The sequence below is a fragment of the Mesorhizobium sp. P160927 genome (assembly GCF_057766385.1).
In genome coordinates this window covers 4,444,763-4,467,747 of sequence record NZ_JBYMDW010000001.1, presented here as the reverse complement: position 1 = coordinate 4,467,747, position 22,985 = coordinate 4,444,763, and the positions used below count along the sequence as shown (strand labels likewise).

At 61.5% G+C, this 22,985-nt stretch carries 25 protein-coding genes and 2 tRNA genes; 16 read left to right on the top strand and 11 right to left on the bottom strand.

Annotated features, from left to right (window positions below; all coding sequences use genetic code 11):
• Positions 1-100 precede the first annotated feature (100 nt).
• Positions 101-898: an FAD binding domain-containing protein gene (locus tag AC3CB8_RS21825; RefSeq protein WP_023791623.1), complete on the top strand. Its 798-nt coding sequence runs from the start codon at positions 101-103 to the stop codon at positions 896-898.
• A gap of 361 nt (positions 899-1,259) precedes the next feature.
• Entirely contained in the window at positions 1,260-2,282 is a 1,023-nt protein-coding gene (locus AC3CB8_RS21820; protein ID WP_352564811.1) for an acyltransferase family protein, read from the top strand.
• Between the two features lie 126 nt (positions 2,283-2,408).
• Here AC3CB8_RS21820 and AC3CB8_RS21815 read toward each other — a convergent pair whose 3' ends face one another.
• Positions 2,409-2,897: a GNAT family N-acetyltransferase gene (locus AC3CB8_RS21815; protein WP_023769934.1), complete on the bottom strand. Its 489-nt coding sequence runs from the start codon at positions 2,895-2,897 to the stop codon at positions 2,409-2,411.
• A complete protein-coding gene (locus AC3CB8_RS21810) occupies positions 2,894-3,652 on the bottom strand; it encodes a copper homeostasis protein CutC (protein WP_352564813.1) in 759 nt (252 codons plus the stop codon). Before AC3CB8_RS21810 ends, AC3CB8_RS21815 begins: the two co-directional genes overlap by 4 nt.
• Before the next feature lie 198 nt (positions 3,653-3,850).
• Here AC3CB8_RS21810 and AC3CB8_RS21805 point away from each other — a divergent pair, with 198 nt between their 5' ends.
• Both AC3CB8_RS21805 and AC3CB8_RS21800 read left to right on the top strand, forming a co-directional pair.
• Positions 3,851-4,279 carry an SRPBCC family protein gene (locus AC3CB8_RS21805; protein WP_352564815.1) on the top strand — a complete coding sequence of 143 codons (429 nt, stop codon included), beginning with the start codon at positions 3,851-3,853 and terminating at the stop codon, positions 4,277-4,279.
• Positions 4,280-4,382: 103 nt separating this feature from the next.
• Positions 4,383-4,838: a carboxymuconolactone decarboxylase family protein gene (locus AC3CB8_RS21800; RefSeq protein WP_352564817.1), complete on the top strand. Its 456-nt coding sequence runs from the start codon at positions 4,383-4,385 to the stop codon at positions 4,836-4,838.
• 91 nt (positions 4,839-4,929) lie between these two features.
• Here the strand turns inward: AC3CB8_RS21800 and AC3CB8_RS21795 are convergent, their stop codons facing one another.
• Complete coding sequence (locus AC3CB8_RS21795; RefSeq protein WP_352564819.1) at positions 4,930-5,361, bottom strand: cupin domain-containing protein; 432 nt, start codon at positions 5,359-5,361, stop codon at positions 4,930-4,932.
• 337 nt (positions 5,362-5,698) lie between these two features.
• Here AC3CB8_RS21795 and AC3CB8_RS21790 point away from each other — a divergent pair, with 337 nt between their 5' ends.
• The 3 genes from AC3CB8_RS21790 (at position 5,699) to AC3CB8_RS21780 (ending at position 7,051) form a co-directional block, all read left to right on the top strand.
• Entirely contained in the window at positions 5,699-6,187 is a 489-nt protein-coding gene (locus tag AC3CB8_RS21790; RefSeq protein WP_023791610.1) for an Hsp20 family protein, read from the top strand.
• 68 nt (positions 6,188-6,255) lie between these two features.
• The gene (locus AC3CB8_RS21785) at positions 6,256-6,708 is read left to right on the top strand and encodes a hypothetical protein (RefSeq protein WP_023769940.1); all 453 of its coding nucleotides are present in this window, start codon (positions 6,256-6,258) and stop codon (positions 6,706-6,708) included.
• Positions 6,709-6,751: 43 nt separating this feature from the next.
• Positions 6,752-7,051, top strand: coding sequence for a DUF982 domain-containing protein (locus AC3CB8_RS21780; protein WP_023791605.1), 300 nt, complete (start codon positions 6,752-6,754; stop codon positions 7,049-7,051).
• Positions 7,052-7,206: 155 nt separating this feature from the next.
• Here the strand turns inward: AC3CB8_RS21780 and AC3CB8_RS21775 are convergent, their stop codons facing one another.
• Entirely contained in the window at positions 7,207-7,455 is a 249-nt protein-coding gene (locus AC3CB8_RS21775; RefSeq protein WP_023769942.1) for a hypothetical protein, read from the bottom strand.
• Positions 7,456-8,216: 761 nt separating this feature from the next.
• Positions 8,217-8,291, bottom strand: a tRNA-Asn gene (locus AC3CB8_RS21770).
• 223 nt (positions 8,292-8,514) lie between these two features.
• On the opposite strand from AC3CB8_RS21770, the gene AC3CB8_RS21765 reads away from it, so the two are divergent.
• On the top strand, positions 8,515-8,775 hold the full coding sequence (locus tag AC3CB8_RS21765; RefSeq protein ID WP_023769943.1) for a hypothetical protein: 261 nt from the start codon (positions 8,515-8,517) through the stop codon (positions 8,773-8,775).
• A 47-nt stretch (positions 8,776-8,822) separates the two neighbouring features.
• Here AC3CB8_RS21765 and AC3CB8_RS21760 read toward each other — a convergent pair whose 3' ends face one another.
• On the bottom strand, positions 8,823-9,071 hold the full coding sequence (locus tag AC3CB8_RS21760) for a hypothetical protein (protein ID WP_352564823.1): 249 nt from the start codon (positions 9,069-9,071) through the stop codon (positions 8,823-8,825).
• A 214-nt stretch (positions 9,072-9,285) separates the two neighbouring features.
• Between AC3CB8_RS21760 and AC3CB8_RS21755 the strand changes: the two genes are divergently transcribed.
• From AC3CB8_RS21755 to AC3CB8_RS21740, 4 genes are all read left to right on the top strand, one after another.
• Positions 9,286-9,359 (top strand) — tRNA-Cys (locus tag AC3CB8_RS21755).
• 90 nt (positions 9,360-9,449) lie between these two features.
• Positions 9,450-10,118, top strand: a complete 669-nt coding sequence (locus AC3CB8_RS21750) for a protein-L-isoaspartate O-methyltransferase family protein (RefSeq protein WP_352564825.1) — start codon at positions 9,450-9,452, stop codon at positions 10,116-10,118.
• A 180-nt stretch (positions 10,119-10,298) separates the two neighbouring features.
• Positions 10,299-11,684 (top strand): TolC family outer membrane protein, encoded by a 1,386-nt coding sequence (locus AC3CB8_RS21745; RefSeq protein ID WP_352564827.1) that lies wholly within the window; start codon positions 10,299-10,301, stop codon positions 11,682-11,684.
• A 248-nt stretch (positions 11,685-11,932) separates the two neighbouring features.
• Entirely contained in the window at positions 11,933-12,757 is an 825-nt protein-coding gene (locus AC3CB8_RS21740; protein WP_023783169.1) for a PopZ family protein, read from the top strand.
• Positions 12,758-12,816: 59 nt separating this feature from the next.
• Here AC3CB8_RS21740 and AC3CB8_RS21735 read toward each other — a convergent pair whose 3' ends face one another.
• The gene (locus AC3CB8_RS21735) at positions 12,817-13,449 is read right to left on the bottom strand and encodes a bleomycin resistance protein (protein WP_352564829.1); all 633 of its coding nucleotides are present in this window, start codon (positions 13,447-13,449) and stop codon (positions 12,817-12,819) included.
• Positions 13,450-13,715: 266 nt separating this feature from the next.
• Between AC3CB8_RS21735 and AC3CB8_RS21730 the strand changes: the two genes are divergently transcribed.
• The 4 genes from AC3CB8_RS21730 to AC3CB8_RS21715 all read left to right on the top strand — a co-directional run bounded on the left by AC3CB8_RS21730 (position 13,716) and on the right by AC3CB8_RS21715 (position 20,992).
• The gene (locus tag AC3CB8_RS21730) at positions 13,716-16,499 is read left to right on the top strand and encodes a valine--tRNA ligase (protein ID WP_352564831.1); all 2,784 of its coding nucleotides are present in this window, start codon (positions 13,716-13,718) and stop codon (positions 16,497-16,499) included.
• A 359-nt stretch (positions 16,500-16,858) separates the two neighbouring features.
• Positions 16,859-18,142 (top strand): OmpP1/FadL family transporter, encoded by a 1,284-nt coding sequence (locus tag AC3CB8_RS21725; RefSeq protein WP_352564833.1) that lies wholly within the window; start codon positions 16,859-16,861, stop codon positions 18,140-18,142.
• Positions 18,143-18,432: 290 nt separating this feature from the next.
• On the top strand, positions 18,433-20,157 hold the full coding sequence (gene ilvD / locus AC3CB8_RS21720; RefSeq protein WP_023783173.1) for a dihydroxy-acid dehydratase: 1,725 nt from the start codon (positions 18,433-18,435) through the stop codon (positions 20,155-20,157).
• The gene (locus AC3CB8_RS21715) at positions 20,144-20,992 is read left to right on the top strand and encodes a tetratricopeptide repeat protein (protein WP_031240932.1); all 849 of its coding nucleotides are present in this window, start codon (positions 20,144-20,146) and stop codon (positions 20,990-20,992) included. The genes ilvD and AC3CB8_RS21715 overlap by 14 nt, the downstream gene beginning before the upstream one ends.
• A 23-nt stretch (positions 20,993-21,015) precedes the next feature.
• On the opposite strand, the gene AC3CB8_RS21710 is transcribed toward AC3CB8_RS21715, so the two are convergent.
• Genes AC3CB8_RS21710 through erpA form a run of 4 tightly spaced genes read right to left on the bottom strand, consistent with a single transcriptional unit; the run spans position 21,016 to position 22,936 of the window.
• A complete protein-coding gene (locus tag AC3CB8_RS21710) occupies positions 21,016-21,333 on the bottom strand; it encodes a hypothetical protein (protein ID WP_352549049.1) in 318 nt (105 codons plus the stop codon).
• Positions 21,334-21,383: 50 nt separating this feature from the next.
• The gene (gene xth, locus AC3CB8_RS21705; protein WP_352564836.1) at positions 21,384-22,181 is read right to left on the bottom strand and encodes an exodeoxyribonuclease III; all 798 of its coding nucleotides are present in this window, start codon (positions 22,179-22,181) and stop codon (positions 21,384-21,386) included.
• A gap of 7 nt (positions 22,182-22,188) precedes the next feature.
• Entirely contained in the window at positions 22,189-22,581 is a 393-nt protein-coding gene (locus AC3CB8_RS21700) for a VOC family protein (RefSeq protein ID WP_023769955.1), read from the bottom strand.
• Positions 22,582-22,588: 7 nt separating this feature from the next.
• Positions 22,589-22,936: an iron-sulfur cluster insertion protein ErpA gene (gene erpA, locus AC3CB8_RS21695; RefSeq protein ID WP_031240935.1), complete on the bottom strand. Its 348-nt coding sequence runs from the start codon at positions 22,934-22,936 to the stop codon at positions 22,589-22,591.
• Between the last annotated feature and the right edge of the window lie 49 nt (positions 22,937-22,985).

Here is a 22,985-nt window from a genome sequence, read left to right as displayed (position 1 = left end):
GTGAGTTGCGGATACGGGCAGCGTGCCACCTCCGGCAGCGGCCATTCCCTGCTCCCTACTGACTACTCACTGCTGACTAACCACTTAGGGGGAGGATCCCATGTACGCAGTCAACTACCACCGTGCCGCCTCGCTCACTGAAGCCGCCAAGCTCGTGAAGAATGGCGACGCCAAGCTGCTCTCGGGCGGCATGACCTTGATCCCCGCCATGAAGACGCGGCTGGCGGCGCCGTCCGATCTCGTTGACCTGTCCCGCATCAAGGAACTGCAGGGGGTCAAGGTATCAGGCAAGACGGTCACGATCGGCGCCGCCACCACGCATTTCGACGTCGCCAATGACGAGAAGCTGCGCAAGGCCTGTCCGGCACTTGCCCATCTGGCGTCGCTGATCGGCGATCCGGCGGTACGCCACAAGGGCACGATCGGCGGTTCGATCGCCAATAACGATCCGGCGGCGGACTACCCGGCGGCACTTCTGGCGCTCGGCGCCACTATCATCACCAACAAGCGCGAGATGTCGGCCGACAAGTTCTTCAAGGGGCTGTTCGAAACGTCCTTGAAGGACGGCGAGATCGTCACGGCGGTCTCCTTTACGGCACCGGCGAAGGCAGCGTACGAAAAATTCCGCAATCCGGCCTCGCGCTACGCGATCGTCGGCGTGTTCGTGGCCAAGGGCAAGGACGGCGTCAGTGTTGCCGTCACCGGCGCCGGCGACGACGGCGTCTTCCGCTCGAAGGAGATCGAGGCAGCACTTGCCAAAAGCTTCGATGCCGCTTCGCTCAATGGTGTGAAAGTGCCGGCAAAGAACCTGATGAGCGACATTCACGCTTCATCGGACTACCGTGCCGATCTGATCACGGTCATGGCCAAGCGCGCGGTGGCGGCAGCGAACGCCTGACGCAAGATCGATTACGGACGAGGCAACGGGCTGTCACGGCCCCGTTTTCATTCCCGGCGACTGTAGTTGCTCGGTTCCCGGCGGCCGTGCCCATCCTTGCTTGAGGCAATTCCGGCCCATGCCGCCGGGGATATGCATCAGCGACAATCTCGCACTTGCACAAACTTATATTGCACTGCAGTATAGATCAGTGCGGGAATGCGAGCCGGGTTCGGGAATTGGCCGTGCCTTTCGCATTACAATGCGAAGGGATCGGCTCGCATTACAATGCGAAGGGATCGGCTCGCATTACAATGCGAAGGGATCGGCTCGCATTACAATGCGAAGGGATCGGCTCGCATTACAATGCGAAGGGATCGGCATGTCCGAAATTTCCGCGACCCATCTGGTTCCGCCCCGAGCGATCGTCGAGCGAACGGCCAGGACAAGACTGGCCTATCTCGATGGCTGGCGCGGTATGTCGATCGCGCTGGTGCTAATCGGGCATTTTTTTCCCGTTCCCGGGATCAATCTGGGCGTGCTGGGCGTCGAATTCTTCTTCGTGCTCAGCGGCCGGCTGATGGCCGAAATCCTATTTATCGAACGCTATCCGCTGAAGAAATTTTTCAAACGCCGGTTCTCGCGCATCTATCCGGCGCTTCTGGTCTTTGTCGTCGTCGCCATGATCGCGCTCTCAGGCACGTTCATCGCCTTCAAATGGAAGGCGGCCCTGACGGCGCTGACCTTCACCTACAACTATGCCGGAATTCTCTTGAATCGGGCCGGCGCGCTCGACCACATCTGGTCGCTCTGCATCGAAGAGCATGCCTACATCATCCTGGCGGCGATCAGCGCAGTCGTTGCCAGCCGCAGCCGTGTCATCCCGCTGCTGCTGGTCCTGGCTCTGCTGGCCATGGTCAATGGCGCGGTTTCCTACTGGGTCCTGCACATGGATTATGAAACCACGTACTGGCGCACCGACGTGCACATCGCCTCGATCCTGCTGTCGGCCGCGATCTGCCTGCTCAAAGCGGACGGCAAGCTGCCGACCTTGCTGAAGGGGCCTTATGTCGCCGTTGCGGCGGCCGTCGGCGCGGTTTGCCTGTTCATGGACTCGGTACCGACACCGATCCACTACCTGCTCGCGGTGCCATTGCTGGCGATTGCCGTCAACGCGCTGGATTTCAGCACGCGGTTCTTGTCCGGATGGCTGTCGTCCCTGCCGATGACGACGCTGGGTCTATGGTCATATTCGCTCTATCTGTGGCAGCAGCCCTTCTACAAATTCGTCTACGAGCAAGGCAGCAATCCATGGCCGATGCTGGCCGGGGTTTTTGCCTGCGCGCTCTGTAGCTACTACCTCATCGAGCGCCCGGCACGCGAGTGGCTCAACCGCAATTGGTGAGCCGCCCGATTGTTTTGATAGTGGCCAGACGATAGCCGCACGACCGCGAGGTCCTTTTCTCCAGATAGCGCTTAGCTGTTTTCCGGGTTGGCGCAACGTCCAGGCGAGTCGGCGGTTGCCACCCGATCAGGTGGCTATCTGCCTGACGTAATAGCGCACCGCTTTCTTACCGCCGTGGATCACCGCGTCGCCGACTTCGGCGAAGCCGAGTGCGGCGTGGAAAGCGTCCGAGGCGGGGTTGGGCGGGTCGGTGTTGACCTCGCAGGTCACCAGCGCGTGGCCGGCGCTCCGCGCGTGGTCGAACAGGTCCCGATAAAGCCGGCGAGCATGGCCGCGGCCTCTTGCGTGCGCCGCCACGACGACGCGGTCGACATAGATGAAGCTGATGTAGCGCTCGCGGAACCAGACGAAGTTAGGGCTGTCGTAATTCGCATCCTGGTCGAAGGTCATGATGAAGGCTTCGAGATCGCCGATGCGGCGCGCGTAAAAGGCCTCGCCGAGCAGGAACGACAGCCGTTCGGCTTCAAGCCAGGACAATTCGGCGGCGTGCTCGTTGTTGAGCGCCAGTATGGCCGCTTCGTCGGCCTGCGCAATGCGGTTTATGGGCGAGGTCATGCCTTGGCCGCCGCTATTGTCGCCGCCACCAGCGCTGTATCGGTCAGCGTGTTGCGATACTCGCGGTCGAGATCGGAGCCGCCCATGCCGACCTTCGGATTGCGGTAGCGCATGGCGCTCGACACGTCCTTGAGGGCGGCGAAGTGCATTTCGGCCAGGCCGGTCCTTGCGCGCACCTCGGCGATATTGCCGAGATCGAGCCCGCCGCAACCGAGGATGATGATGCGCTCGCCGGCCAGCCGGACCAGCTCTTGCAGCAATGCCAGGCCTTCGATCGCCGTGTCGCGCTGGCCGCTGGTCAGGACGCGGCCGACCCTGCAGCGGATCAGCGCTTCCAGGGCTTCGGCCGGATCGCGCGCCATATCGAAGGCGCGGTGGCAGGTGACGTTCAAGGGGCCTGCGGCCTCGGTCAATTCGCGCATGCGCTGCTCGTCGATCGCGCCGTCGGGGTTCAGGCAGCCGAACACCGCGCCGGGCACGCCCAGTTCGCGGAGCGCGGCGACGTCGGCGAGCATGGAGCGGTATTCGGTCTCGCTGTAGAGAAAATCTCCGCCGCGCGGCCGTACCATGACATGAAACGGCACGGTCGCCCGGTCGAGAGCGGCGCGCACGGTGCCGAGGCTCGGCGTAGTGCCGCCTTCGACAAGGCTGGCGCAGAGTTCGACCCGGTCGGCTCCGGCAGCCTGCGCGGCGAGCAGGCCATCAATGCCCTCGACACAGATTTCGATAAGCGGCGGGCGAATTTTTGGGGTCAAGGGGCGATCCAATCCATGGTGTTACGCAAGCCCTAGCACCCGGGCGCCGGGCGCGGAAGCGTGAACGCTACGCCGCCACTGGACCAGACGGCAGATTCCATTCTTGACAGTCGCATAACTGCAGGGTTATGGATGATACATAGCTGGCGGGTTATGATTTTGCGCATGGCACCACGACAGCAACGAGAGGATCAAGGCATGACGGAAACCAAATCGATCGTCGTCGAGAGGCTGATTCCATATTCGGCCGAAAAGATATGGCGAGCACTGACCGTGCCGGCACTCGTCGGCGAATGGTTCATGCAGAATGACTTCGCTGCCCTAGAGGGGCATCGCTTCACATTCCGTGCGACGCCAGTTCCCGGATGGTCCGGGGTGACGAACTGCGTGGTGCTGAAAGTCGAGGCGCCGCGGCTGCTGGCTTATAGCTGGGGCGATGGAACGGAATCGGACAGTGGGTTGAAAACCGTGGTGACGTGGTCACTGACACCCGAGGGGATGGCGACCCGGGTGCGAATGGAGCAGTCGGGATTCCGGCCCGCCGACGAGCGTGGCTATATCGCCATGGGAAGTGGCTGGCCGCGCATTCTCGAACGGCTCGAACAGGTTACCTCAAAACAGACCTGACACGCGGCAGGCAGCTAACAGTTTCATCAAGTCGAATCCCTGGATGCGAGGGCGTCCGGGCCGGGAAAACACGCCCGGAGAACAGTTCAAAAGGAGAAGACACATGCAAGCGAGAATCAAGAACCCGGTGATGCTCATCCCAGGCGCCCTGCAGGCGTTTCTGGCGCTGGACAAGTCGACCGAGGCAGCGGACCTGCCCTATGCGACACGCAAGCTCCTGCATCTGCGCGCCAGTCAGATCAACAGTTGCAGCGTCTGCGTCGACATGCACGCGCGCGAACTCAAGAAAGCCGGCGAGAAGGACGAGCGCATCTTTGCCCTCGCGGCCTGGAGGGAAACGCCTTATTTCACCGACGCCGAACGCGCGGCATTGGCGCTGGCAGAAGCCGGCACAAGGCTCGCCGACCGGCCGGACGCGGTGCCGGACGATGTCTGGGAGGAGGCGGCCCGGCGCTATGACGAGAAGGCGCTTGCCGCACTGGTCATCCAGATCGCCGTGATCAACGCCTTCAATAGGCTGAACGCGACGACCCGGCAGCCGGTTGGCGCCTGGGGCTGAGCGCCTGGTTCAAATGGGGCTGGTCCACGAGGCGAGGGGCGGGCGGCGCATTGCCTTCCCGCCCGCTGCAAACACCCATGCAACTTGGTGGCTACTGTCGCAATTCGGTATTCTTGGCGCCTTCCTCGACCTGATCGATCACCAGGAGCTTGACCGGCCCGTCGCCAATGTTGGTGGCCTGGTGCCACTGCCCGATCATTTCAATGATGAAATCGCCAGTCTTGTAGGTGTTGCTGTTGCCGGTTTCGACATTGGTAACCTTCAGCGTTCCAGCCTCGACATAGGCGTAGCGCGGGAACGGATGGCGATGGACCGGCAAGGTCGCGCCGGGCGCGATGTCATAGGCCGAGACCAACACCTGCACGTTCCTCCGTGGCAGCGTGATCGGCTGCCCCGATGCAGTGGTGGTGCGTGATGCGAGTGGCGTCACGACGACCGGGGTTCCGCTGCTGTCCAGCGCATGAGCGCCGGTCGCGAACGATGCTGCCGTGAGCAGCAATGCTGATGCCAGGATTTTCCGCACGATGTCCTCCCTTGACCGACGCATCTATCGCGCGGCGGCGGCAGCGTGCAAGGTCGCTCGTGACCAGAGGCCGAACTGGCGTGCATTTGCACCGGCAGTTGATCCACCCGGGCCATATTCCTCACCCGCTTCTAACCGGAAGGCTGTCGCCGCAAGGTGTGATGCATGCCCGGTCATGAATGGCCGTGGTGCCGCTTCAAAAAAATTTCGGGCGACCTCTTGAACAAAAAAATCGTGATTCCCAGATCGTTTTCCGTCGAGGCTTCGGCTCGACATACCGCGTCGCGGCGACGCTGCGGCGACCCGTAAACCATGTTGCTTCACGGAGGATATGGCTATGAGAAGCTTTGATTATTCGCCTCTTTACCGCACCACGGTGGGCTTCGATCGGCTCTTCGACATGCTCGAAAACAGCGTGCGCTCCGACTGGCCGCCCTACAATATCGAGAAGAATGGCGACAACGATTATCGTATCACGATGGCCGTCGCCGGCTTCGGTCTCGACGAAGTGGACCTTGTGCAGAACGGCCCTGAATTGTCGGTCATCGGACAGAGAAAGCCCGATCAGCAACATCGGGAAATCCTCCACCGGGGCCTGGCGATGGGTAACTTCAAGCAGGTGTTCAAACTTGCAGACCACGTCAAGGTCAAGGCGGCCAATATCCATAATGGCCTGCTGTCGGTGGACCTCGTCCGCGAAGTGCCCGAGGAACTCAAGCCCCGGCGCATCGAGATCGGTTCCAACGCCGCAGCGGTTCCGCTTCAGGATGGCGGCAACAAGCAGTCCATAGATGTGGATGCCGGGCCGCAACGCAAGGTGGCCTGATACAGGAAACCTCAGTCTGTGGTCCGCCTCCCGGCTCGGCCGGGAGGCACAGATCGCGGAGAACGGAGATGAGATCGCAAGCTTACAGTTTTCATGAATCCAAACCGACGGATTACGCAGCGGAATTCGCTGCGCTGCGTACGCCCGAGGACGTCCTGAACGAGAACATGGCGATTGGCGAGAAGAGGGCTCTGCTCGCCTTCTGGGCCTCGGACGCCCATGCGGTTCCTGACAAACCAACCCTACGTCAATTGGACAACGGTGCGACTGCGCAGGTCAGCGAGATTCTTCGTGCGCTCCACACCTTGGACGAGATTGCGCGCAAGCCGCCCGCCAGGGCACCGTTTGATCGCAATCAATCCTCGGACCGGCGTCGCAACAAAACGAGGCGCTACTGGCTGCGGTACCCCTGGCGAGATGACGATGACGACGATCCGCCACCGGTTCCGGCATATGCCGGAGTCCCACCCAGATGTGGGGATGGTGGCATGTTCGCGGTGGCTGAGCATGCCGTCGCGTGAAAAGCTGAAACAAACTAACTCGCTCAACTGAATGGAGGACTATATGAGCGACAGGACATTCGATCGGCCGGTGCTGGTGAAGGATGGCCAGTTCATCCAAGAAATAGGAAGCCTTGAGGATGCATTCGATTTCCTGGACGAGTGGCCGCGGGAGCGTCGAGGCCCGATTTTCGAAACGGCCTTCCGGGCTTGCCAGCGTGCTTACGATGGCCAGATACCACTGTCGGTCGCGCGCGATGCCGTCGCTGGGTTCGCGAGATCCGTCAAGATGCTGCAGGAGCCGCTTGCTCCGCTGCCCTGGATGAGCGGCACCAAATCAGGCCGCGGTGGGGTGGCCGCCTAACCGAGACGACGGCAGCGGCACTGCCCAGAGGTGTCGCTGCCCGCAGTCTCATACTGGTCGAATCGCAGCCATGGCAAACCCCGCTACGGTGGCGGGCTCATCTGTCCTTGGCCTAGCATCAGCAGCAGCCGCCGCGCCCTGCTTCGGCAAGCCGGCTATTGTTTTCGTCGGCCCACGCTCATCGTCAGGGTCGACGTCGGCTCCACAGGGGAGCGGGGTGTTGGTCGGCCGTGTAGCCTGACATCACCTTTTAAGCCCTGCGCGGCTTTGATCACCGCCTTGCGGTTGTTACCGTGTTTTAGGATCAACTCCCAGACCACGTCCGCTGTCAAACCGTTCTCCGAAGCGAAACATTCGACCTGGTGGTCGTGAATAGCATCATGCCAGCCCTTATGCCCGCCCATCTGGAACTCCAATCTAGGCGCCGCATGGCAATGTATATGCGCTTTTGCTAATATGGCAATATGGAACGGAGGACTTATTTGGGGGTGGATGCGCGGCGGAACGGCTGAGCGGACTGGCCTGCCCGGGCTTCTATTTGACTGGCGCCCACATTCCTCCGGTGAAGTTGTCGGAGTCGGCAATCTGTAGGGTCTGAAGTTGATGGTACTCCGCTCCGAACCAGCCTTGTCGATACGGATTGGAAATTGCGCCTTCGGCCTCCAGTAGCTTTGTTTCTGGTCGTCGTGCCAAACCAACAAGAAGCTTTTTCGCCGTTGTGTAGGATCAGAATTTGTGTGCCCGGATCAAAACAGGCTAGCCAGAGTTTTCTAGTCCCATCATCGGCGCCTGTCCCGAGAGCAGCTTCTAATGCCACGTGATCGGCGCCCGTCAGCTTGATATTCTTGGCTGGGATTGTGCCCGAGTTGAGCAAGACGAGATTGTAGGTGATTCCGGTGTTGCCGCCATGATGGGTCTTCACCATCGCCGTTACGATCGTTCTGAATTGCCGCCTCCAGAAGTAGACGGACACAACGAGTGCTGTCAGGGCCACAATAAGTGCGGCCAGCGCTATCTTATCGCACGGAAAAGGAAAGGCTTATCGCACGGAAAAGGAAAGAACACGAAGGTTATAGATTCCGCTGATGTAGCCCAATATGTAGCCCTAGCGGCAGGGCATCGCATTTCCAGGATAAGGAAAGGCGTTAAGTCGATAAAAAGATTTTGGCTCCCCGGGCCGGATTCGAACCAGCGACCAACCGGTTAACAGCCGGTTGCTCTACCACTGAGCTACCGGGGAACGGAGGCTCTTTGAGCAAGTGGCGCAGCCTATAGCAAACCCGTTTCGGCTTTGCAAAGAAGCATTTCGCATTTTTCCGAGACTTTTTCGCTCAGGCGTTTCTCGCAATCGGTCTTGCCCACCCTCATATTAGCCGTCTTGGCAACGGGGCGCGGAACCGAAAGGGCGGTCGCGGCTTTCGTAAAATGAGATTGTCGAGCCCTGACACAGGCAGTTCTTCGCGATGACGGCAGCGGACGAAAACCCGATACCCGCACGAAAGATCTCGGTGTTCGGGCGCGAATTCACCATGCCGCAGTCGCGCGGCCTCAGGATCACGATCGGCGTGCTATTGACCCTTGGCGGCATTCTCGGGTTCTTGCCGATCCTCGGCTTCTGGATGGTGCCGCTCGGACTGCTTGTGCTCTCCTACGAATTTGCCATGGTGCGCCGCCACCGGCGCCGCCTGGTCGTCTGGTGGGAGCGGCGACGCCGGCCGAACTGAGCGGCTGATACCGATGCATGTCGCACGGCGGTGGCCTCCGACCAGAATCAATCGTCGCGCTGTCCCTCGGTGTCGCTGGATTCTTCCGAGTCCTGTTGCTGGCCTGCCTTCAAGTCTTCGCTGATCTCCTTCAGGACGGCTGAAGCCGAGGCGAGGCGCGCCCGGTCGCGGGAGGAAAGCCTGCCGGTGCCTTCTATTCTCAGGCACTCGATGGCGTAGCGCACCAATTCTTCGCACCCCAGCAGCGGCACGCTCTCGGTTTCGTGCGTTTCGTCCTTCGGTTTGGCCAGGGCCATGGCGCAGTCCTCCCGTTTGTCAACACAAGCCGGTGCGCGGAGTTTCGCGCGATCATCCGCCATGCTTAACGGTTTGCCAATGTGAATGGGCGGCTCTGACGGCGATCCGAGGGGGCGGAGGGGGCGCAAGGAAACCGTTTCGGAATGCGCGTGGCCGCTTGACGGCATTTTCGCCGCAACCTATTGGAACCGGGTGGAACGCCGGGAGCAATGAGGCCTCGTGGCGGAGTGGTTACGCAGAGGACTGCAAATCCTTGCACCCCGGTTCGATTCCGGGCGAGGCCTCCAATACCCGGGCTCCAGCGCGTCGGCGCCGGAGCCTGAAGTTCCGGTCGAAATGAACCGCGATTCTGACGCGGCAAGCAGATTGGTTGGAGCATGAGCGCTGATTTTTCCGAACTTCGCGTCAAGATGGTCGATGGTCAGGTTCGCACCACCGACGTGACCAGCGCGCCGCTGCTCGACGCGATGCTTTCCGTGCCGCGCGAGGTTTTCGTCGGCGATCGCCAGCGCGATCTGGCCTATATCGACGAGGACATCCGCATCGCCGATAGCGCCGATGGCCCGCGTTACCTGATGGAAGCTTCGCCGCTGGCCAAGCTGATGCAACTGGCCGAGATCAACCCGACCGATTCGGCACTCGATGTCGGGTGCGGCACCGGTTACGCCTCGGCAATCCTGTCGCGACTGGCGAGATACGTCGTGGCGCTCGAAAGCGATTCGGCACTGGGGGAAACCGCCGCGTCGACCCTGTCCGGACTTGGCTGCGGCAATGTGACCGTGGTTCAGGGCGCCCTGGCGCAAGGCCATGCCGCGAAGGCGCCTTACCAGGTCATATTCATCGGCGGCAGTGTCAGCAAAGTGCCGTCGGCGCTGCTCGACCAGCTCGCCGAAGGCGGCCGCCTAGTGGCGGTCGAGGGCCAGGGCAATTCGGGCGTGGCGCGACTTTTTGTCAAAGCCGGGGGGGTTGTAACCGGGAGAAGGGCGTTTAATGCGGCAATTAAGCCACTACCCGGGTTCGAACGTGAGCATGCTTTCGAATTCTGAATGATTTGCCTTGCAGCAAAGACCTTGTCATGGTCGCTTGCATTCGAACGATCGTTGTTGATCCCAGACTGGGGGCACTTTGGGTTGAGCGACAGGGAACATAAACACGCCACGCCGCCTGCTCTGGAAGGAGAAGCCGGCGCGGCGCGGTTCCCATGGAAAACGAATGAGGGATATACCGTGCCGTCAGTACGTAAGTCACTTTTCACCGCCGTCCTTGTTTCGGCGACCGCGCTATCCCCACTGGCTGCTTCGGCTGAAACCATCACCGGCGCGCTTTCAAAAGCCTATCAGTACAATTCCACGCTGAATGCATCGCGCGCTGGCGTGCGTGTCACCGACGAGAGTGTGGCCATCGCCAAGTCGGGCTGGCGCCCGACGGTTACAGGTTCAGCCAACATCGATTATACGAACACACGCCAGGCAAATGGCGGTGGCAGTTCGAAGCTGACAAGCGGCAGCTACGGCATTCAAATCAATCAATCGCTGTTCGACGGCTTTCAGACGAGGAACAATGTCGCGGCCGCCGAATCCCAGGTCAAGGCGTCGGTAGAAAGCCTGCGCAACACCGAGGAAAACACGCTGTTCAACGCGGCCATGGCCTATATGGACGTGATTCGCGACCGGCAGATCGCGGTGTTGACCGAGCAGAACCTGCAGTTTCTGAGCGAGCAGGCGCGCGCCGCGCGCTCGCGTTTCGAGGTCGGCGAAGGCACCCGCACCGACGTCGCGCAGGCCGATGCGTCACGCGCTTCGGCGGTGGCATCGCTCAGTGCCGCCCGCGCACAGGCGCTGGCCAGCGCTGCAACCTATCACCAGGTCGTCGGCGACGAGCCTGGCAAGCTCAAGCCCGCTTCGCCATTGGGTCGGTTGCTGCCGTCGAGCCTCGACGCGGCGATCGCCGTCGGCTCGGCCGAGCACCCGGCCATCCTCGCCACTCAGCATCTGGTCGACGCCGCGGCCTTCTCGGTTAAATCGTCAGAGGGCGCGCTGTTGCCGCAGTTGTCTGCTTCGGCCGGCGTTTCGGAAAACTACCGCAACGCCATCCCCGACGTGACGGGTTCCAACGGCAATTCGACCTCGGCCAATATTGGCGCGACGCTGACCATCCCGATCTACTCCGGCGGCCGGACGTCGGCGGTCGTGCGGCAGAACAAGGAATCGCTGGGGCAAGCGCGCATCCAGGTCGACGTCACCCGCGACCAGGTGCGACAGGCCATCGCCACGGCATGGTCTCAATACACCGCCGCGCAGCAAAGCGTATCCGCCAACAGGCAGGTTATCGACGCCGCACAATTGGCGCTGAACGGCGTCATCGAGGAACGCAATGTCGGCCAGCGCACGACGCTTGACGTGCTCAATGCGCAGGCCACCGTGATTACCGCCAAGATCAACCAGGCCAATTCCGAACACGATGTGGTCGTGGCAAGCTATGCCATCCTTCAGGCGATCGGCCGCCTGTCTGTCGACCGGCTTGCGCTGCAGGTGACGAAGTACAGGCCTGAAGAGCACTACAATGCCGTCAAGGACAAGTGGTTCGGCCTGCGCACGCCGGACGGCCGCTAGGCCGTTCGTTCGATCGGCGTTTCCTGGCTGGGCGATTCGATCGACAATCGTCGTTGTCCTTTTGCCGGTTGCTAACGGGGACCGTCACACGGCTTTGGCGGAATTGCTCTAATCTGTTGAAATCCCACATGTCCCCAGATTGGGGATTCTCGTGCGGCGATCCGTCGGTTACGCTGTCGCCATGATTCGAATCCGGCTTTGCCGGAGCGGAAAATCTGCAACGGGTCACAAGGGCGGCGGATGTGACGATGGCAACGGCAAGCAGCGCGCAGCGCGAACCTTCCATGGAAGAGATACTGGCTTCCATCAGGAGGATCATCGAAGACAGCGACAATGGCCGCAAGCAGCCCGGCGAGGCCGACGAATTGCAGCAGGACCTGGAACCGGCGCCGAGCGCTGTCGCGGCCGCCGACATCGATGCGTTCCGCGCCGAATTGCATGCTGTGCCCGAGGTCAGGAATCCGGTCGCTACGGCCGAAAAAATCCAGGCGCAGCCGGCGATCGCGCGCATGGACGCGCCGCCGCGTGCCGATCCGGCTCCGGACAGGACGCCGATGACACTGGCCGAGGTCGGCGCCCGGGTTGCTGCCGAGCCTGCCGCGGACGCGCCAGCGGCTCCCCCGGAGATTGGGACAAGTGAAGCCATCGTCGCCGATTGGCGGCGCGAGATCGCGGCGGTTGGCGAGCAAGCCAAGGCGATGCCGGATCGTAGCATCCGCAAGCCAGCGGCACAGCCGGAGGTTTCGGCAAGCAAACCAGTGGTGGCGGAAGCTGCGGTCGACCGGGCTCCTTCAAGCGATGCTCCAACGGGTACGGCTGAGGCGCGCGCGGGGGCGAACGAAACGCCCGCGGTGCGTCCCGCGATTCTATCCGAACATACCGGCCGCCAGGTCGCGGCCGCCTTCGGCGAGCTGTCCGACGCCTTTGCCAGCCGCAGCAAGAAGACATTCGACGAGATGGCCGAAGAAATGCTGCGGCCGATGCTGCAGGATTGGCTGGACAACAATCTGCCGACGCTGGTCGAGCGCCTGGTGCGCGAGGAGATCGAGCGCGTTGCGCGCGGCGCGCAATAATCTCCTCCAATGACCACTCTCGAAACGCCGCCCATGAGGCGGCGTTTTTGTCGATGAGGTCAGCCCGCGCTGGTCGCGAAGCAGATGAGGTTGCCGTCGGGGTCTTTGATGATGAAGGTGCGGGCGCCCCAGGGTTCGGTACGCAATGTCTGGTGGAATGGGGCCGTGGCCGCCTGATACTCCAGAAACAGAGCCTTGATGTTGTCGATAACGATCGTCGCCGCCAGTAGGTCATCGGTCGAATTGGCGGCGAGTGGAGGCTTGTCGACATGGCGCAGGTTGAGCCGTGCGCCATCGCGGATGATTTGGGCGTAGAAGGGCGGCTCGCCATAGGTGAAGCGCGTCTCGAAGCCGAGCTTTTGCCGGTAGAAATTACAGGCCGCTACGATGTCGCAGACAAAGAGCTGTGGCTCGGCAAAGGCGAGATGCGGTTTTGCGGCGTCTGTTGCTGCATGATCGGTCACGGTTTGAAGGCCTTCCTTCAGCGCCTGCCAGCTCTCAAATCCTGACTTCCTGGCGACGAGTTCCTGGGCGTCGGTAAGCTTGAAGCCGTGATCGAGGATCTGGCTGTCGCTGAGATGGTGGAAACGCGGCAAGAGCCATCCAATCACAGCGGCGACGGGATAATACCGTTCGCGATGCCATTTCAGATAGAGCTTGGCCTGTTTCTTGTGGTGTTCGAGGGTCGGCATGGACGCATTGTGGGGTTGAGGTGGCGTAGGCGGGCAATGCCCCTCCGGCTGGAAGCCGATGCGCCCTACTGCAGCGCCCGCACGGTATGGCTGCGACGCCTGGCGGTCAAGGTGCGAATGCCACGCGCCACGACCTTACGTTGAAATGACCGTGGACACACCTATTTGCTTCTCATGAACCGAGGCGGCCCTTGCGGTTGACTTGGCCAAGACCTTCCGGTTTACACCGAACCAGCAAAAATCCCGACAGCGCGGACCGTTTTCCCATGCTTGAAAAGACCTACGACGCAAAGACCGTAGAGCCGAAGATCGCCAAAGTATGGGAAGAGGCGGACGCCTTCCGCGCGGGCGCTGGGGCGGAGGAGGGGGCGGAGGCCTTTACCATCGTCATTCCGCCGCCCAACGTCACCGGCTCGCTGCATATGGGCCATGCGCTCAACAACACACTGCAGGACATTCTGGTCCGCTTCGAGCGCATGCGCGGCAAGAATGTCCTGTGGCAGCCCGGCATGGACCATGCAGGCATCGCCACGCAGATGGTGGTCGAACGGCAATTGATGGAAAAGCAGATCCATCGCCGCGATCTCACGCGCGAGGAATTCATCGAGAAAGTGTGGGAGTGGAAGGCCGAATCGGGCGGCGCGATCTTCAATCAACTGAAACGTCTCGGCGCTTCCGCCGATTGGTCGCGCGAACGCTTCACCATGGACGAGGGCCTGTCCAAGGCCGTGCTCGAAGTCTTCGTCACGCTCTACAAGGAAGGGCTGATCTACAAGGACAAGCGCCTTGTGAACTGGGACCCGAAGCTGTTGACCGCGATCTCCGATCTGGAGGTCGAGCAGCAGGAGGTCAACGGCAATCTCTGGCACTTCCGCTATCCGGTCGAAGGCGGGACGTTCGATCCCGAGAATCCAAAAAGCTTCGTCATCGTGGCGACGACTCGTCCCGAGACAATGCTGGGCGACACTGCTGTCGCGGTGAATCCAGAGGACGACCGGTTCCGACATCTCGTCGGCAAGAACGTCGTCCTGCCGATCGTCGGGCGCAAGATCCCTGTCGTGGCCGACGAGTATTCCGATCCGGAAAAGGGGTCCGGAGCGGTCAAGATCACGCCGGCGCATGATTTCAACGACTTCGAGGTCGGCAAGCGCCACAAGCTGCCGGCGATCAACATCCTGACCGTCGAGGCCGCCATCAAGCTCAGGGATAATGAGGACTTCCTCGCCGGCGTCGAGGTGACACCGGAGCGCCAGGCCGTCTGGGACCAGCTCGACGGCCTCGACCGTTTCGTTGCGCGTAAGAAGATCGTCGAACTGATGGAGGCCGGCGGCTTCCTCGACAAGGTCGAGCCGCACCGCCACGCGGTGCCCCATGGCGACCGCGGCGGCGTGCCGATCGAACCGTTCCTGACCGAGCAGTGGTACGCCAACGCGGCGGAACTCGCCAAGCCGGCGATCGCCTCGGTGCGCGAGGGGCGCACCAACTTCGTGCCGAAGAACTGGGAAAAAACCTATTTCGACTGGATGGAGAACATCCAGCCCTGGTGCATTTCGCGCCAGCTCTGGTGGGGCCACCAGATCCCTGCCTGGTACGGGCCGGACGGGCGTGTCTTCGTCGAGAAGACCGAGGAAGAGGCGCTGAGTGCGGCGATCGAATATTATCTGGCGCTCGAAGGCCCCTGGAAGGCCTGGGTCGAGGACAAGCTGGAAAACTTCAAGCCGGGCGAAATCCTGACCCGTGACGAGGACGTGCTCGACACCTGGTTCTCGTCGGCACTGTGGCCGTTCTCGACTTTGGGATGGCCGGACCAGACGCCGGAACTGAAAACCTATTACCAGACCGACGTGTTGGTGACCGGCTTCGACATCATCTTCTTCTGGGTTGCCCGCATGATGATGATGGGCCTGCACTTCATGGATGAGGAGCCTTTCCACACCGTCTATGTGCATGCGCTGGTGCGCGACAAGAACGGGGCCAAGATGTCGAAGTCGAAAGGCAACGTCATCGATCCGCTCGACCTGATCGACGAATATGGCGCCGATGCGCTGCGCTTCACGCTGACGGTGATGGCGGCACAGGGGCGCGACGTGAAGCTCGATCCGGCGCGTATCGCCGGCTACCGCAATTTCGGTACCAAGCTGTGGAACGCGACGCGCTTCGCCGAGATGAACGAGGTCGCCCGCAACGACGATTTTTGGCTGAACGACGCCAAGCTCGCGGTCAACCGCTGGATCCTGACCGAACTGACGCGCGCCGCGCGCGAGATCACCGAGGGCATCACCTCATATCGCTTCAACGAGGCGGCTGGAGCCGCCTACCGCTTCGTCTGGAACCTGTTCTGCGACTGGTATCTGGAACTCTTGAAGCCGGTGTTCATGGGCTCGGACGGGGCCGCCAAGGCCGAAAGCCGCGCCTGCGTCGCCTTTGTGCTCGACGAGATCTACAAGCTCCTGCATCCGATGATGCCGTTCATGACCGAGGAGCTCTGGGCGCAGACGGCGGGCGAGGGCAGGGATCGGGGCTCGCTGCTGTGCCATGCCGCATGGCCGTCGCCGGATTTCGAGGACCATGAAGCGGCTGGCGACATCAACTGGCTGGTCGATCTCGTCTCCGGCATCCGCTCGGTGCGCTCGGAGATGAACGTGCCGCCGGCAGCCATTGGTCCGCTGGTGGTGGTCGGCGCCAACGAGGTGACGCGCGAGCGGCTGGTTCGCGAAGAGTCCGCGATCAAACGGCTGGCGCGTGTCGGCGACATCTCGCTCGCCGATGCGGCACCCAAGGGGTCGGCACAGATCGTGCTAAACGAGGCGACGATCTGCCTGCCGCTCGGCAGCCTGATCGACCTCACCGCGGAGGCCGCGCGGCTGCGGAAGGAACTGGCCAAGGTCACCGAGGAAATCGCGCGCCTGCACAAGAAGCTGTCGAACGAGAAGTTCGTCGCCAGCGCGCCGGCCGAGATCGTCGAAGGCGAGCGGGAAAAGCTCGCCGAATATCGCGACGCGCAGGACAAGCTTTTGGTGGCGCTGACTAGGGTTCGCGACGCAGGTTGAGCGATAGATTCGAGGACTTTAGCCCCGTCTAAAATGGCAGTGCTTCTGCCTCGAAAGCAGGCATTCCGTTGCGTGAATGTTGACGTAAACGGAAGTTTTAGCCCCATTGTTGCCATAATGTAACAATGGGGCCGAGACCCCCTGGAAATGGCTGTTTTTGAGCCTTCTGAGGCGGCTTTTCTTCATTTCATGGTTGGACAAGTGCGCCTAGGGCCGTTTTTCCGCCCCGCGGTTGCCCTCAGCATTTTGTCGGAAATGCGTTTGGCAAGCATGTACACGTACGCCCCAAGAATTCGTTATTGCACCGTTAACCCGAATTGGTTCTAGCTTGATGCACTAGTTATTCGGGGAGGACATCCATGAACAATTCGCGTCTGAAAGCACTGCTGGGAGCAGGATGCTTTTCGCTGGCTTTGGTGGGTGCGGCGATGAGTTCGGCGCATGCCGGCGGACTGGAGCGTGGCTGGTACGATATCGACCTGTTGTTCGATCCGGCTCAGGTCACAGGCGAACTTTCAGGCACTTATGTGATGCCGCAACGGGATTTGAAGAACGCAAAGGATACCGATCCGTCAGACGGCACCCTGAGTGGGCCCAAGTTTTCCACCTCGGCACGTGACACAGAAAGCTACTGGGTGCCCAACGCCGGCATCAAGGTCGGCATGGGCCCGATCGATTGCCTGGGCGACTACTCTCAGCCCATCGGTGCCTCCAGCAATCCCGGTGCTAACTGGGCGGGTGCACAAAGCAATGTTGACACGCAGGTAAAAAGTGAAGCCTTTGGTGCCACCTGCTCGTATAAGATGGACCTCGGCAAAGGTCAGTTTCGTTTCATCGGCGGCGTGTTCCATGAGGATGTTTCGGGCTTCAAGGAACAACTGGTCGCTCCGCTTCCTTCACCGCTTTTGGGCAGCGGCATCGGTCGCCTTGATCTCCAGGGAGACGGTTGGGGCTGGCGCGCTGGTGTTGCTTACGAAATCCCCGATATCGCGTTGCGTGGAAGCTTGGTCTACAATTCGGCGGTCAAGCTCGACAATCTGAGCGGAACGCTCGACCTGACCCAAGTTCCCGGATTCATTAACCCGACGAACCCGCTTCTTGGACGCGTAACTGATGTTTACGGGTCTGCGGAGGTTCCGGATTCGGTTGAACTCAAGCTGCAGTCGGGCATAGCGCCCGGCTGGCTGGCGTTTGGCTCCATCAAATGGGTGAATTGGAGCGAGCTGCAGAGCATTCCATTCTGCCCGACCTCGACCCAGGGGCTTGTCGCTTGCTCGACGACCAGCCCTGTACGCGCCACCTCGCTTGATCTGCTCTATCGCGACGGTTGGACGGTTTCCGGCGGTGTCGGCCACAAATTCAACGATCAGTGGAGTGGCGCGGCGGTTATCACCTGGGATCGTGGAACGTCCACCGGCCTGAGCGCCCAGACGGATACGTGGACCCTCAGCGGTGGCGTGGCCTACACGCCAACTCAGAACATCGAAGTTCGCCTCGGTGGAGCGATCGGCGTGCTGACCAGCGGAACGATACATACGTCCGTAAGCAAGGATGATGGTCTAACATACGACAATGGCTATACGGCTGACTTCGGTAATGACCTTGTCACGGCACTCTCGACTACATTGAAGGTCAAGTGGTAACTAGCTGAATTTGAACCTAAAAGGCCGGGCATTGCCCGGCCTTTTTGTTGGCACCGGCATCGCCGATACGCCCATCATTCAAGCTTCGTTGCATATAAGCCGCACTGGGGCCGCTTCGTGCGATTGTGACGTTTTGGCAACACTTTCTGAACAACCCCTGCGCTAGAAGTCAGGCCGAGGAAATTGCCCATTTCCCGCCATAAACCCGGCGCACCTCGAACCTCGTCTCGGGACACGCGCCAAAAGGCTCGGCGATGGGACAGGCCGCACCGCCCGCGGCAAGGAAGAGAATGGACGCCAAGGTCATCTCAAAGGCTAAGCTCCCTAGCCGCCATGTGACTGTCGGTCCGGCGCGTGCACCGCACCGGTCCTATCTGTATGCCATGGGCCTCTCTTCGGCAGAGATCGCGCAGCCGCTGGTCGGCGTCGCATCCTGCTGGAACGAAGCGGCACCCTGCAATATTTCGCTGATGCGCCAGGCGCAGGTGGTCAAGAAGGGCGTCGCGGCCGCCAACGGTACGCCGCGCGAATTCTGCACCATCACAGTCACCGACGGCATCGCCATGGGCCACCAGGGCATGAAGTCGTCGCTGGTGTCGCGCGAGGTCATCGCCGATTCGGTCGAGCTCACCATGCGCGGCCATTGCTACGACGCGCTGGTCGGGCTCGCCGGCTGCGACAAGTCGCTGCCCGGCATGATGATGGCCATGGTGCGGCTCAACGTGCCGTCGATTTTCATCTATGGCGGTTCGATCCTGCCCGGTAGCTACCGCGGCCGCCAGATCACCGTGCAGGATGTGTTCGAGGCTGTCGGGCAGCACTCGGTCGGCACCATCGGCGATGCCGAGCTGCTCGAAATCGAGCAGGCCGCCTGTCCCTCGGCCGGCTCCTGCGGTGCCCAGTTCACCGCCAACACCATGGCCACCGTCGCGGAGGCAATCGGTCTCGCGCTGCCTTATTCCTGCGGAGCGCCGGCACCCTACGAAATGCGCGACCGCTTCAATTTCGCTTCCGGCGAAAAAATCATGGAGCTGATCGCCAAAAACATCCGCCCGCGCGACATCGTCACGTTGAAGGCGCTGGAAAACGCGGCGACCGTGGTCTCGGCCACCGGCGGCTCGACCAATGCGGCCCTGCACCTGCCGGCGATCGCGCATGAGGCTGGGATCAAGTTCGACCTGTTCGACGTGGCGCGCATCTTCGAGAAGACGCCTTATATCGCCGACCTCAAGCCGGGCGGCAAATATGTCGCCAAGGACATGTTCGAGGCCGGCGGCATTCCGCTGCTGATGAAGACGCTGCTCGACCATGGCTATCTGCATGGCGATTGCCTGACGGTCACTGGCCGCACTTTGGCCGAAAATATGGAGCACGTTGTCTGGAATGAACACCAGGATGTGGTCCGCCCGGCCGACAGACCAATTACCCAAACCGGTGGTGTCGTGGGCTTGAGGGGAAACCTAGCCCCCGAAGGCGCGATCGTGAAGGTCGCGGGCATGGCGGAGTTGAAATTCTCCGGTCCGGCGCGCTGCTTCGATTCGGAAGAGGAATGTTTCGAAGCGGTGACGCATCGCAACTACCGGGAAGGCGAGGTTCTGGTCATCCGCTATGAGGGACCGCGCGGCGGCCCTGGCATGCGCGAGATGCTGTCGACGACGGCGGCACTCTACGGCCAGGGCATGGGCGGCAAGGTGGCATTGATCACCGACGGTCGCTTCTCGGGCGCCACACGCGGCTTCTGCATCGGCCATGTCGGGCCAGAAGCAGCCGTTGGCGGTCCGATCGGTCTCGTCAAGGATGGCGACGTGATCACGATCGACGCGGTGAACGGCACGATAGAGGTGGCGCTGTCCGATAGCGAGCTGGCGGCTCGGGCGAAGACATGGAAGGCGCGTACGACCGACTATCAGTCGGGCGCGATATGGAAATACGCACAGACGGTGGGATCCGCCCGGGATGGCGCGGTCACCCATCCGGGCGGTGCGAAAGAAACACACTGCTATGCGGATATCTGAGTTGTTGAAGTCAACACCAGAGTTGCTGAGGTCATCTGTTCTTCCGGCACTGGTCGCGGTTGCGATCTTTGGCGCCGTGGGCCAGGCCATGGCTTTCGACGACAAGGTGTTCGACGACAAGACCGGAGTGAAGCCGCAGTCGAGCCCCTGGGCGGTGTTCCAGTTCGGCTTCTCCGCCTACAAGAACGGCCACAAGGAACAGGCAGCCGAGGCCTATAAATACGCCGCCGAGAACGGCCAGATCGGCGCCACCTGGAAGCTTGCCCGCATGTATGCCGAAGGCGACGGCGTGGCCCGCGACGATTATGAGGCGTTCAAGTTCTTCTCGGAGATTGTCGACCAGGATGTCGAGCCCGGCTCTCCTGAAGAAAGCTACGTCTCCGACGCGCTGGTGGCGCTGGGCGACTATCTGCGCAAGGGCATTCCCGGCAGCCCGGTCAGCGAGAACGAGGTGGCGGCGCAGGAATACTACATGCGCGCCGCCGCCAATTACCGCAATCCGAACGCCCAGTTCGAGATGGGACAGATGTTCCTGAAGGGCGAGGGCGGCGTGAAGGCCAGCGTCAGGCAGGCCGGGCGCTGGTTCCAACTCGCCGCCGAGAAGGGCCATGCCGGCGCGCAGGCGACGCTTGGCCATCTCTTGTTCCAGAGCGGCAAGGTCGTGCGCGGCCTAGCGATGATGACAGCGGCCCTCGAGCGTGCTTCCCCGGCCGATCAGCCCTGGATCCGCGGCATGCAGGAAGAGGCCTTCGCCGCTGCCGGCGAAGCGGACCGCCGCACCGCGATCTCGCTGGCGGACGATATCCTGACCAAGGGCAGCAACGCCGATCAGTAAGGTTCTTACGAGGAACCAGAAAATCAGTTTTCGCTTGGCTCCGTCGGCACCATGCTTGGCGCGGGTGTGGAGATCGGCGTGACGGGCGGGTGCGGCGCCATCGTGTTTGCGGGGCAACTATCGCCGACCTTTGTCCACGACGTGTTGTTGAGCACCATGTCGCAGCGAGCCAAATGACTCTGATCGGCGACCGTCAGACAAGCGACCTGGCCGACCGGATAGGATTTTCCATTGGCAAGACATTCCTGCGCGGCGAAGGCCGGCACGATCGCGGCCGTGGCGAATGCCAAGCCGATCGGACAAAGAGCAGATCGAATGGTCATGGGAACCCCAGCCGCCATGATGATCTCCCATCATGCGTCGGAATGTGGCGATATGAGGGTTTCTCTGGTTATCCGGCCGGCTGCAGCGCGAGGTTGATCGCTACCGGGACGTGATCGGACGGTTTTTCCCAGGCGCGCACATGCTTTTCGATCGAAGCCGATGAGAACCGGTTCGCTGCTTCCGGCGACAACAGCAGATGGTCGATGCGGATGCCGTTGTTCTTCTGCCAGGCGCCGGCCTGATAATCCCAGAACGTGTAGGTTTCAGGCGCATCGGTGACCGCACGCACCGCTTCGGTAAAGCCGAGGTTCAGCAACCGGCGGAAGGCCTGCCGCGTCCGCGGCTGGAACAGCGCGTCGCCCAGCCAGTTCTCCGGAAACCGTGCGTCGATCGGCTCGGGGATCACATTGTAGTCGCCGGCCAGCACCAGCGCCTCTTCCAGCGTCAGGCGCTCCTGCGCCCACCGCTCCAGCCGCGCCATCCACGACAGCTTGTAGGGGAACTTCTTCTCGTCATCGATCGGATTGCCGTTGGGCAGATAGAGCGAGGCGACACGAAGCGCGCCCTTGTCGGTCGAAAAAACACCTTCGATGAAACGTGCCTGCTCGTCGATGTCATCGCCCGGCAGGCCCCTAATGACCTCGTGGAAAGGAAGCTTCGACAGCAGGGCGACGCCGTTGAAGCCTTTCTGGCCATGGGTTTCGACATTATAGCCAAGCGCCTCGATCTCGGCGCGCGGGAACTGCTCGTCGACAGTCTTGATCTCCTGCAGGCAGACAATGTCGGGCGCGCTCTCGGTCAGCCAATGGGTCAGGTTGCCGATGCGGGCGCGCACGCCGTTGATGTTCCAGGTGACGATTTTCATGACGGTCTCATTGTTCTTGCGACGGAAGGCGTTCGACCAAACCGATCGTATTGCCTGCCGGGTCCTTTATAAAGGCCATCCATTCGCTTTCCCCCGCCGGGCCGAACTGGCCTTCGGTGTCGCGATGGACGAGCGCCGGTGGCGCGGTGAAGGGAATGCCGGCTGCCTTGGCCTCGGCGTGGAAGGCTTCAAGGCCTGACATGTCGAGATAGAGGGTGCCGGCGGGGATGCCATCGGTGAACAACAACCTGACATCGCCGGCCATGATGAAGGCGATGCCGGGCGGATCGTAGCGGGCATGAATGCTCATACCGAGGACGTCGCGCCAAAAGGCCAGCGTCGCGTCAAGGTCGCGACCGGCCGAGAGCGCAACCTGACGAACCGCGCCAGTTGCGGGCATCTCGGTCCTAGATGGAGAAGCTGGTGCCGCAGCCGCAGGAGGCGACCGCATTCGGGTTCCTGATCTGGAACGATTGACCCATAAGATCGTCGACGAAGTCGATCACCGAACCACCCATATAGACCAGCGACAAATCGTCGATCAGCACCGTGGCACCATCCTTCTCGATGGCGATGTCGTCGTCATTGCGTGTGTCGACCAGATCGAATTTGTAGGAAAAGCCGGAGCAGCCGCCACCTTCGACGGAGACACGCAGCGCCGTCTTGCCGGCTTCGGCCGAAACAATCCTGGCGATCCGCTTGGCCGCAGCCTCGGTCATATCGACTTTCATGGCAGTTTTGGCATCCGCGCCCATGGGCGTCACCTTGCTTTCGGTTTCACATGATAGGTATGAAGCGCGACGG

Bases quoted from the DNA above. Each gene is read 5' to 3' on its own strand.
- AC3CB8_RS21825 (WP_023791623.1), top strand. From the start codon at position 101: ATGTACGCAGTCAACTACCACCGTGCCGCCTCGCTCACTGAAGCCGCC.
- AC3CB8_RS21820 (WP_352564811.1), top strand. From the start codon at position 1,260: ATGTCCGAAATTTCCGCGACCCATCTGGTTCCGCCCCGAGCGATCGTC.
- AC3CB8_RS21815 (WP_023769934.1), bottom strand. From the start codon at position 2,897: ATGACCTCGCCCATAAACCGCATTGCGCAGGCCGACGAAGCGGCCATA.
- AC3CB8_RS21805 (WP_352564815.1), top strand. From the start codon at position 3,851: ATGACGGAAACCAAATCGATCGTCGTCGAGAGGCTGATTCCATATTCG.
- AC3CB8_RS21800 (WP_352564817.1), top strand. From the start codon at position 4,383: ATGCAAGCGAGAATCAAGAACCCGGTGATGCTCATCCCAGGCGCCCTG.
- AC3CB8_RS21790 (WP_023791610.1), top strand. From the start codon at position 5,699: ATGAGAAGCTTTGATTATTCGCCTCTTTACCGCACCACGGTGGGCTTC.
- AC3CB8_RS21785 (WP_023769940.1), top strand. From the start codon at position 6,256: ATGAGATCGCAAGCTTACAGTTTTCATGAATCCAAACCGACGGATTAC.
- AC3CB8_RS21780 (WP_023791605.1), top strand. From the start codon at position 6,752: ATGAGCGACAGGACATTCGATCGGCCGGTGCTGGTGAAGGATGGCCAG.
- AC3CB8_RS21775 (WP_023769942.1), bottom strand. From the start codon at position 7,455: ATGGGCGGGCATAAGGGCTGGCATGATGCTATTCACGACCACCAGGTC.
- AC3CB8_RS21765 (WP_023769943.1), top strand. From the start codon at position 8,515: ATGACGGCAGCGGACGAAAACCCGATACCCGCACGAAAGATCTCGGTG.
- AC3CB8_RS21760 (WP_352564823.1), bottom strand. From the start codon at position 9,071: ATGGCCCTGGCCAAACCGAAGGACGAAACGCACGAAACCGAGAGCGTG.
- AC3CB8_RS21750 (WP_352564825.1), top strand. From the start codon at position 9,450: ATGAGCGCTGATTTTTCCGAACTTCGCGTCAAGATGGTCGATGGTCAG.
- AC3CB8_RS21740 (WP_023783169.1), top strand. From the start codon at position 11,933: ATGGCAACGGCAAGCAGCGCGCAGCGCGAACCTTCCATGGAAGAGATA.
- AC3CB8_RS21735 (WP_352564829.1), bottom strand. From the start codon at position 13,449: ATGCCGACCCTCGAACACCACAAGAAACAGGCCAAGCTCTATCTGAAA.
- AC3CB8_RS21730 (WP_352564831.1), top strand. From the start codon at position 13,716: ATGCTTGAAAAGACCTACGACGCAAAGACCGTAGAGCCGAAGATCGCC.
- AC3CB8_RS21725 (WP_352564833.1), top strand. From the start codon at position 16,859: ATGAACAATTCGCGTCTGAAAGCACTGCTGGGAGCAGGATGCTTTTCG.
- ilvD (WP_023783173.1), top strand. From the start codon at position 18,433: ATGGACGCCAAGGTCATCTCAAAGGCTAAGCTCCCTAGCCGCCATGTG.
- AC3CB8_RS21715 (WP_031240932.1), top strand. From the start codon at position 20,144: ATGCGGATATCTGAGTTGTTGAAGTCAACACCAGAGTTGCTGAGGTCA.
- AC3CB8_RS21710 (WP_352549049.1), bottom strand. From the start codon at position 21,333: ATGGCGGCTGGGGTTCCCATGACCATTCGATCTGCTCTTTGTCCGATC.
- xth (WP_352564836.1), bottom strand. From the start codon at position 22,181: ATGAAAATCGTCACCTGGAACATCAACGGCGTGCGCGCCCGCATCGGC.
- AC3CB8_RS21700 (WP_023769955.1), bottom strand. From the start codon at position 22,581: ATGCCCGCAACTGGCGCGGTTCGTCAGGTTGCGCTCTCGGCCGGTCGC.
- erpA (WP_031240935.1), bottom strand. From the start codon at position 22,936: ATGGGCGCGGATGCCAAAACTGCCATGAAAGTCGATATGACCGAGGCT.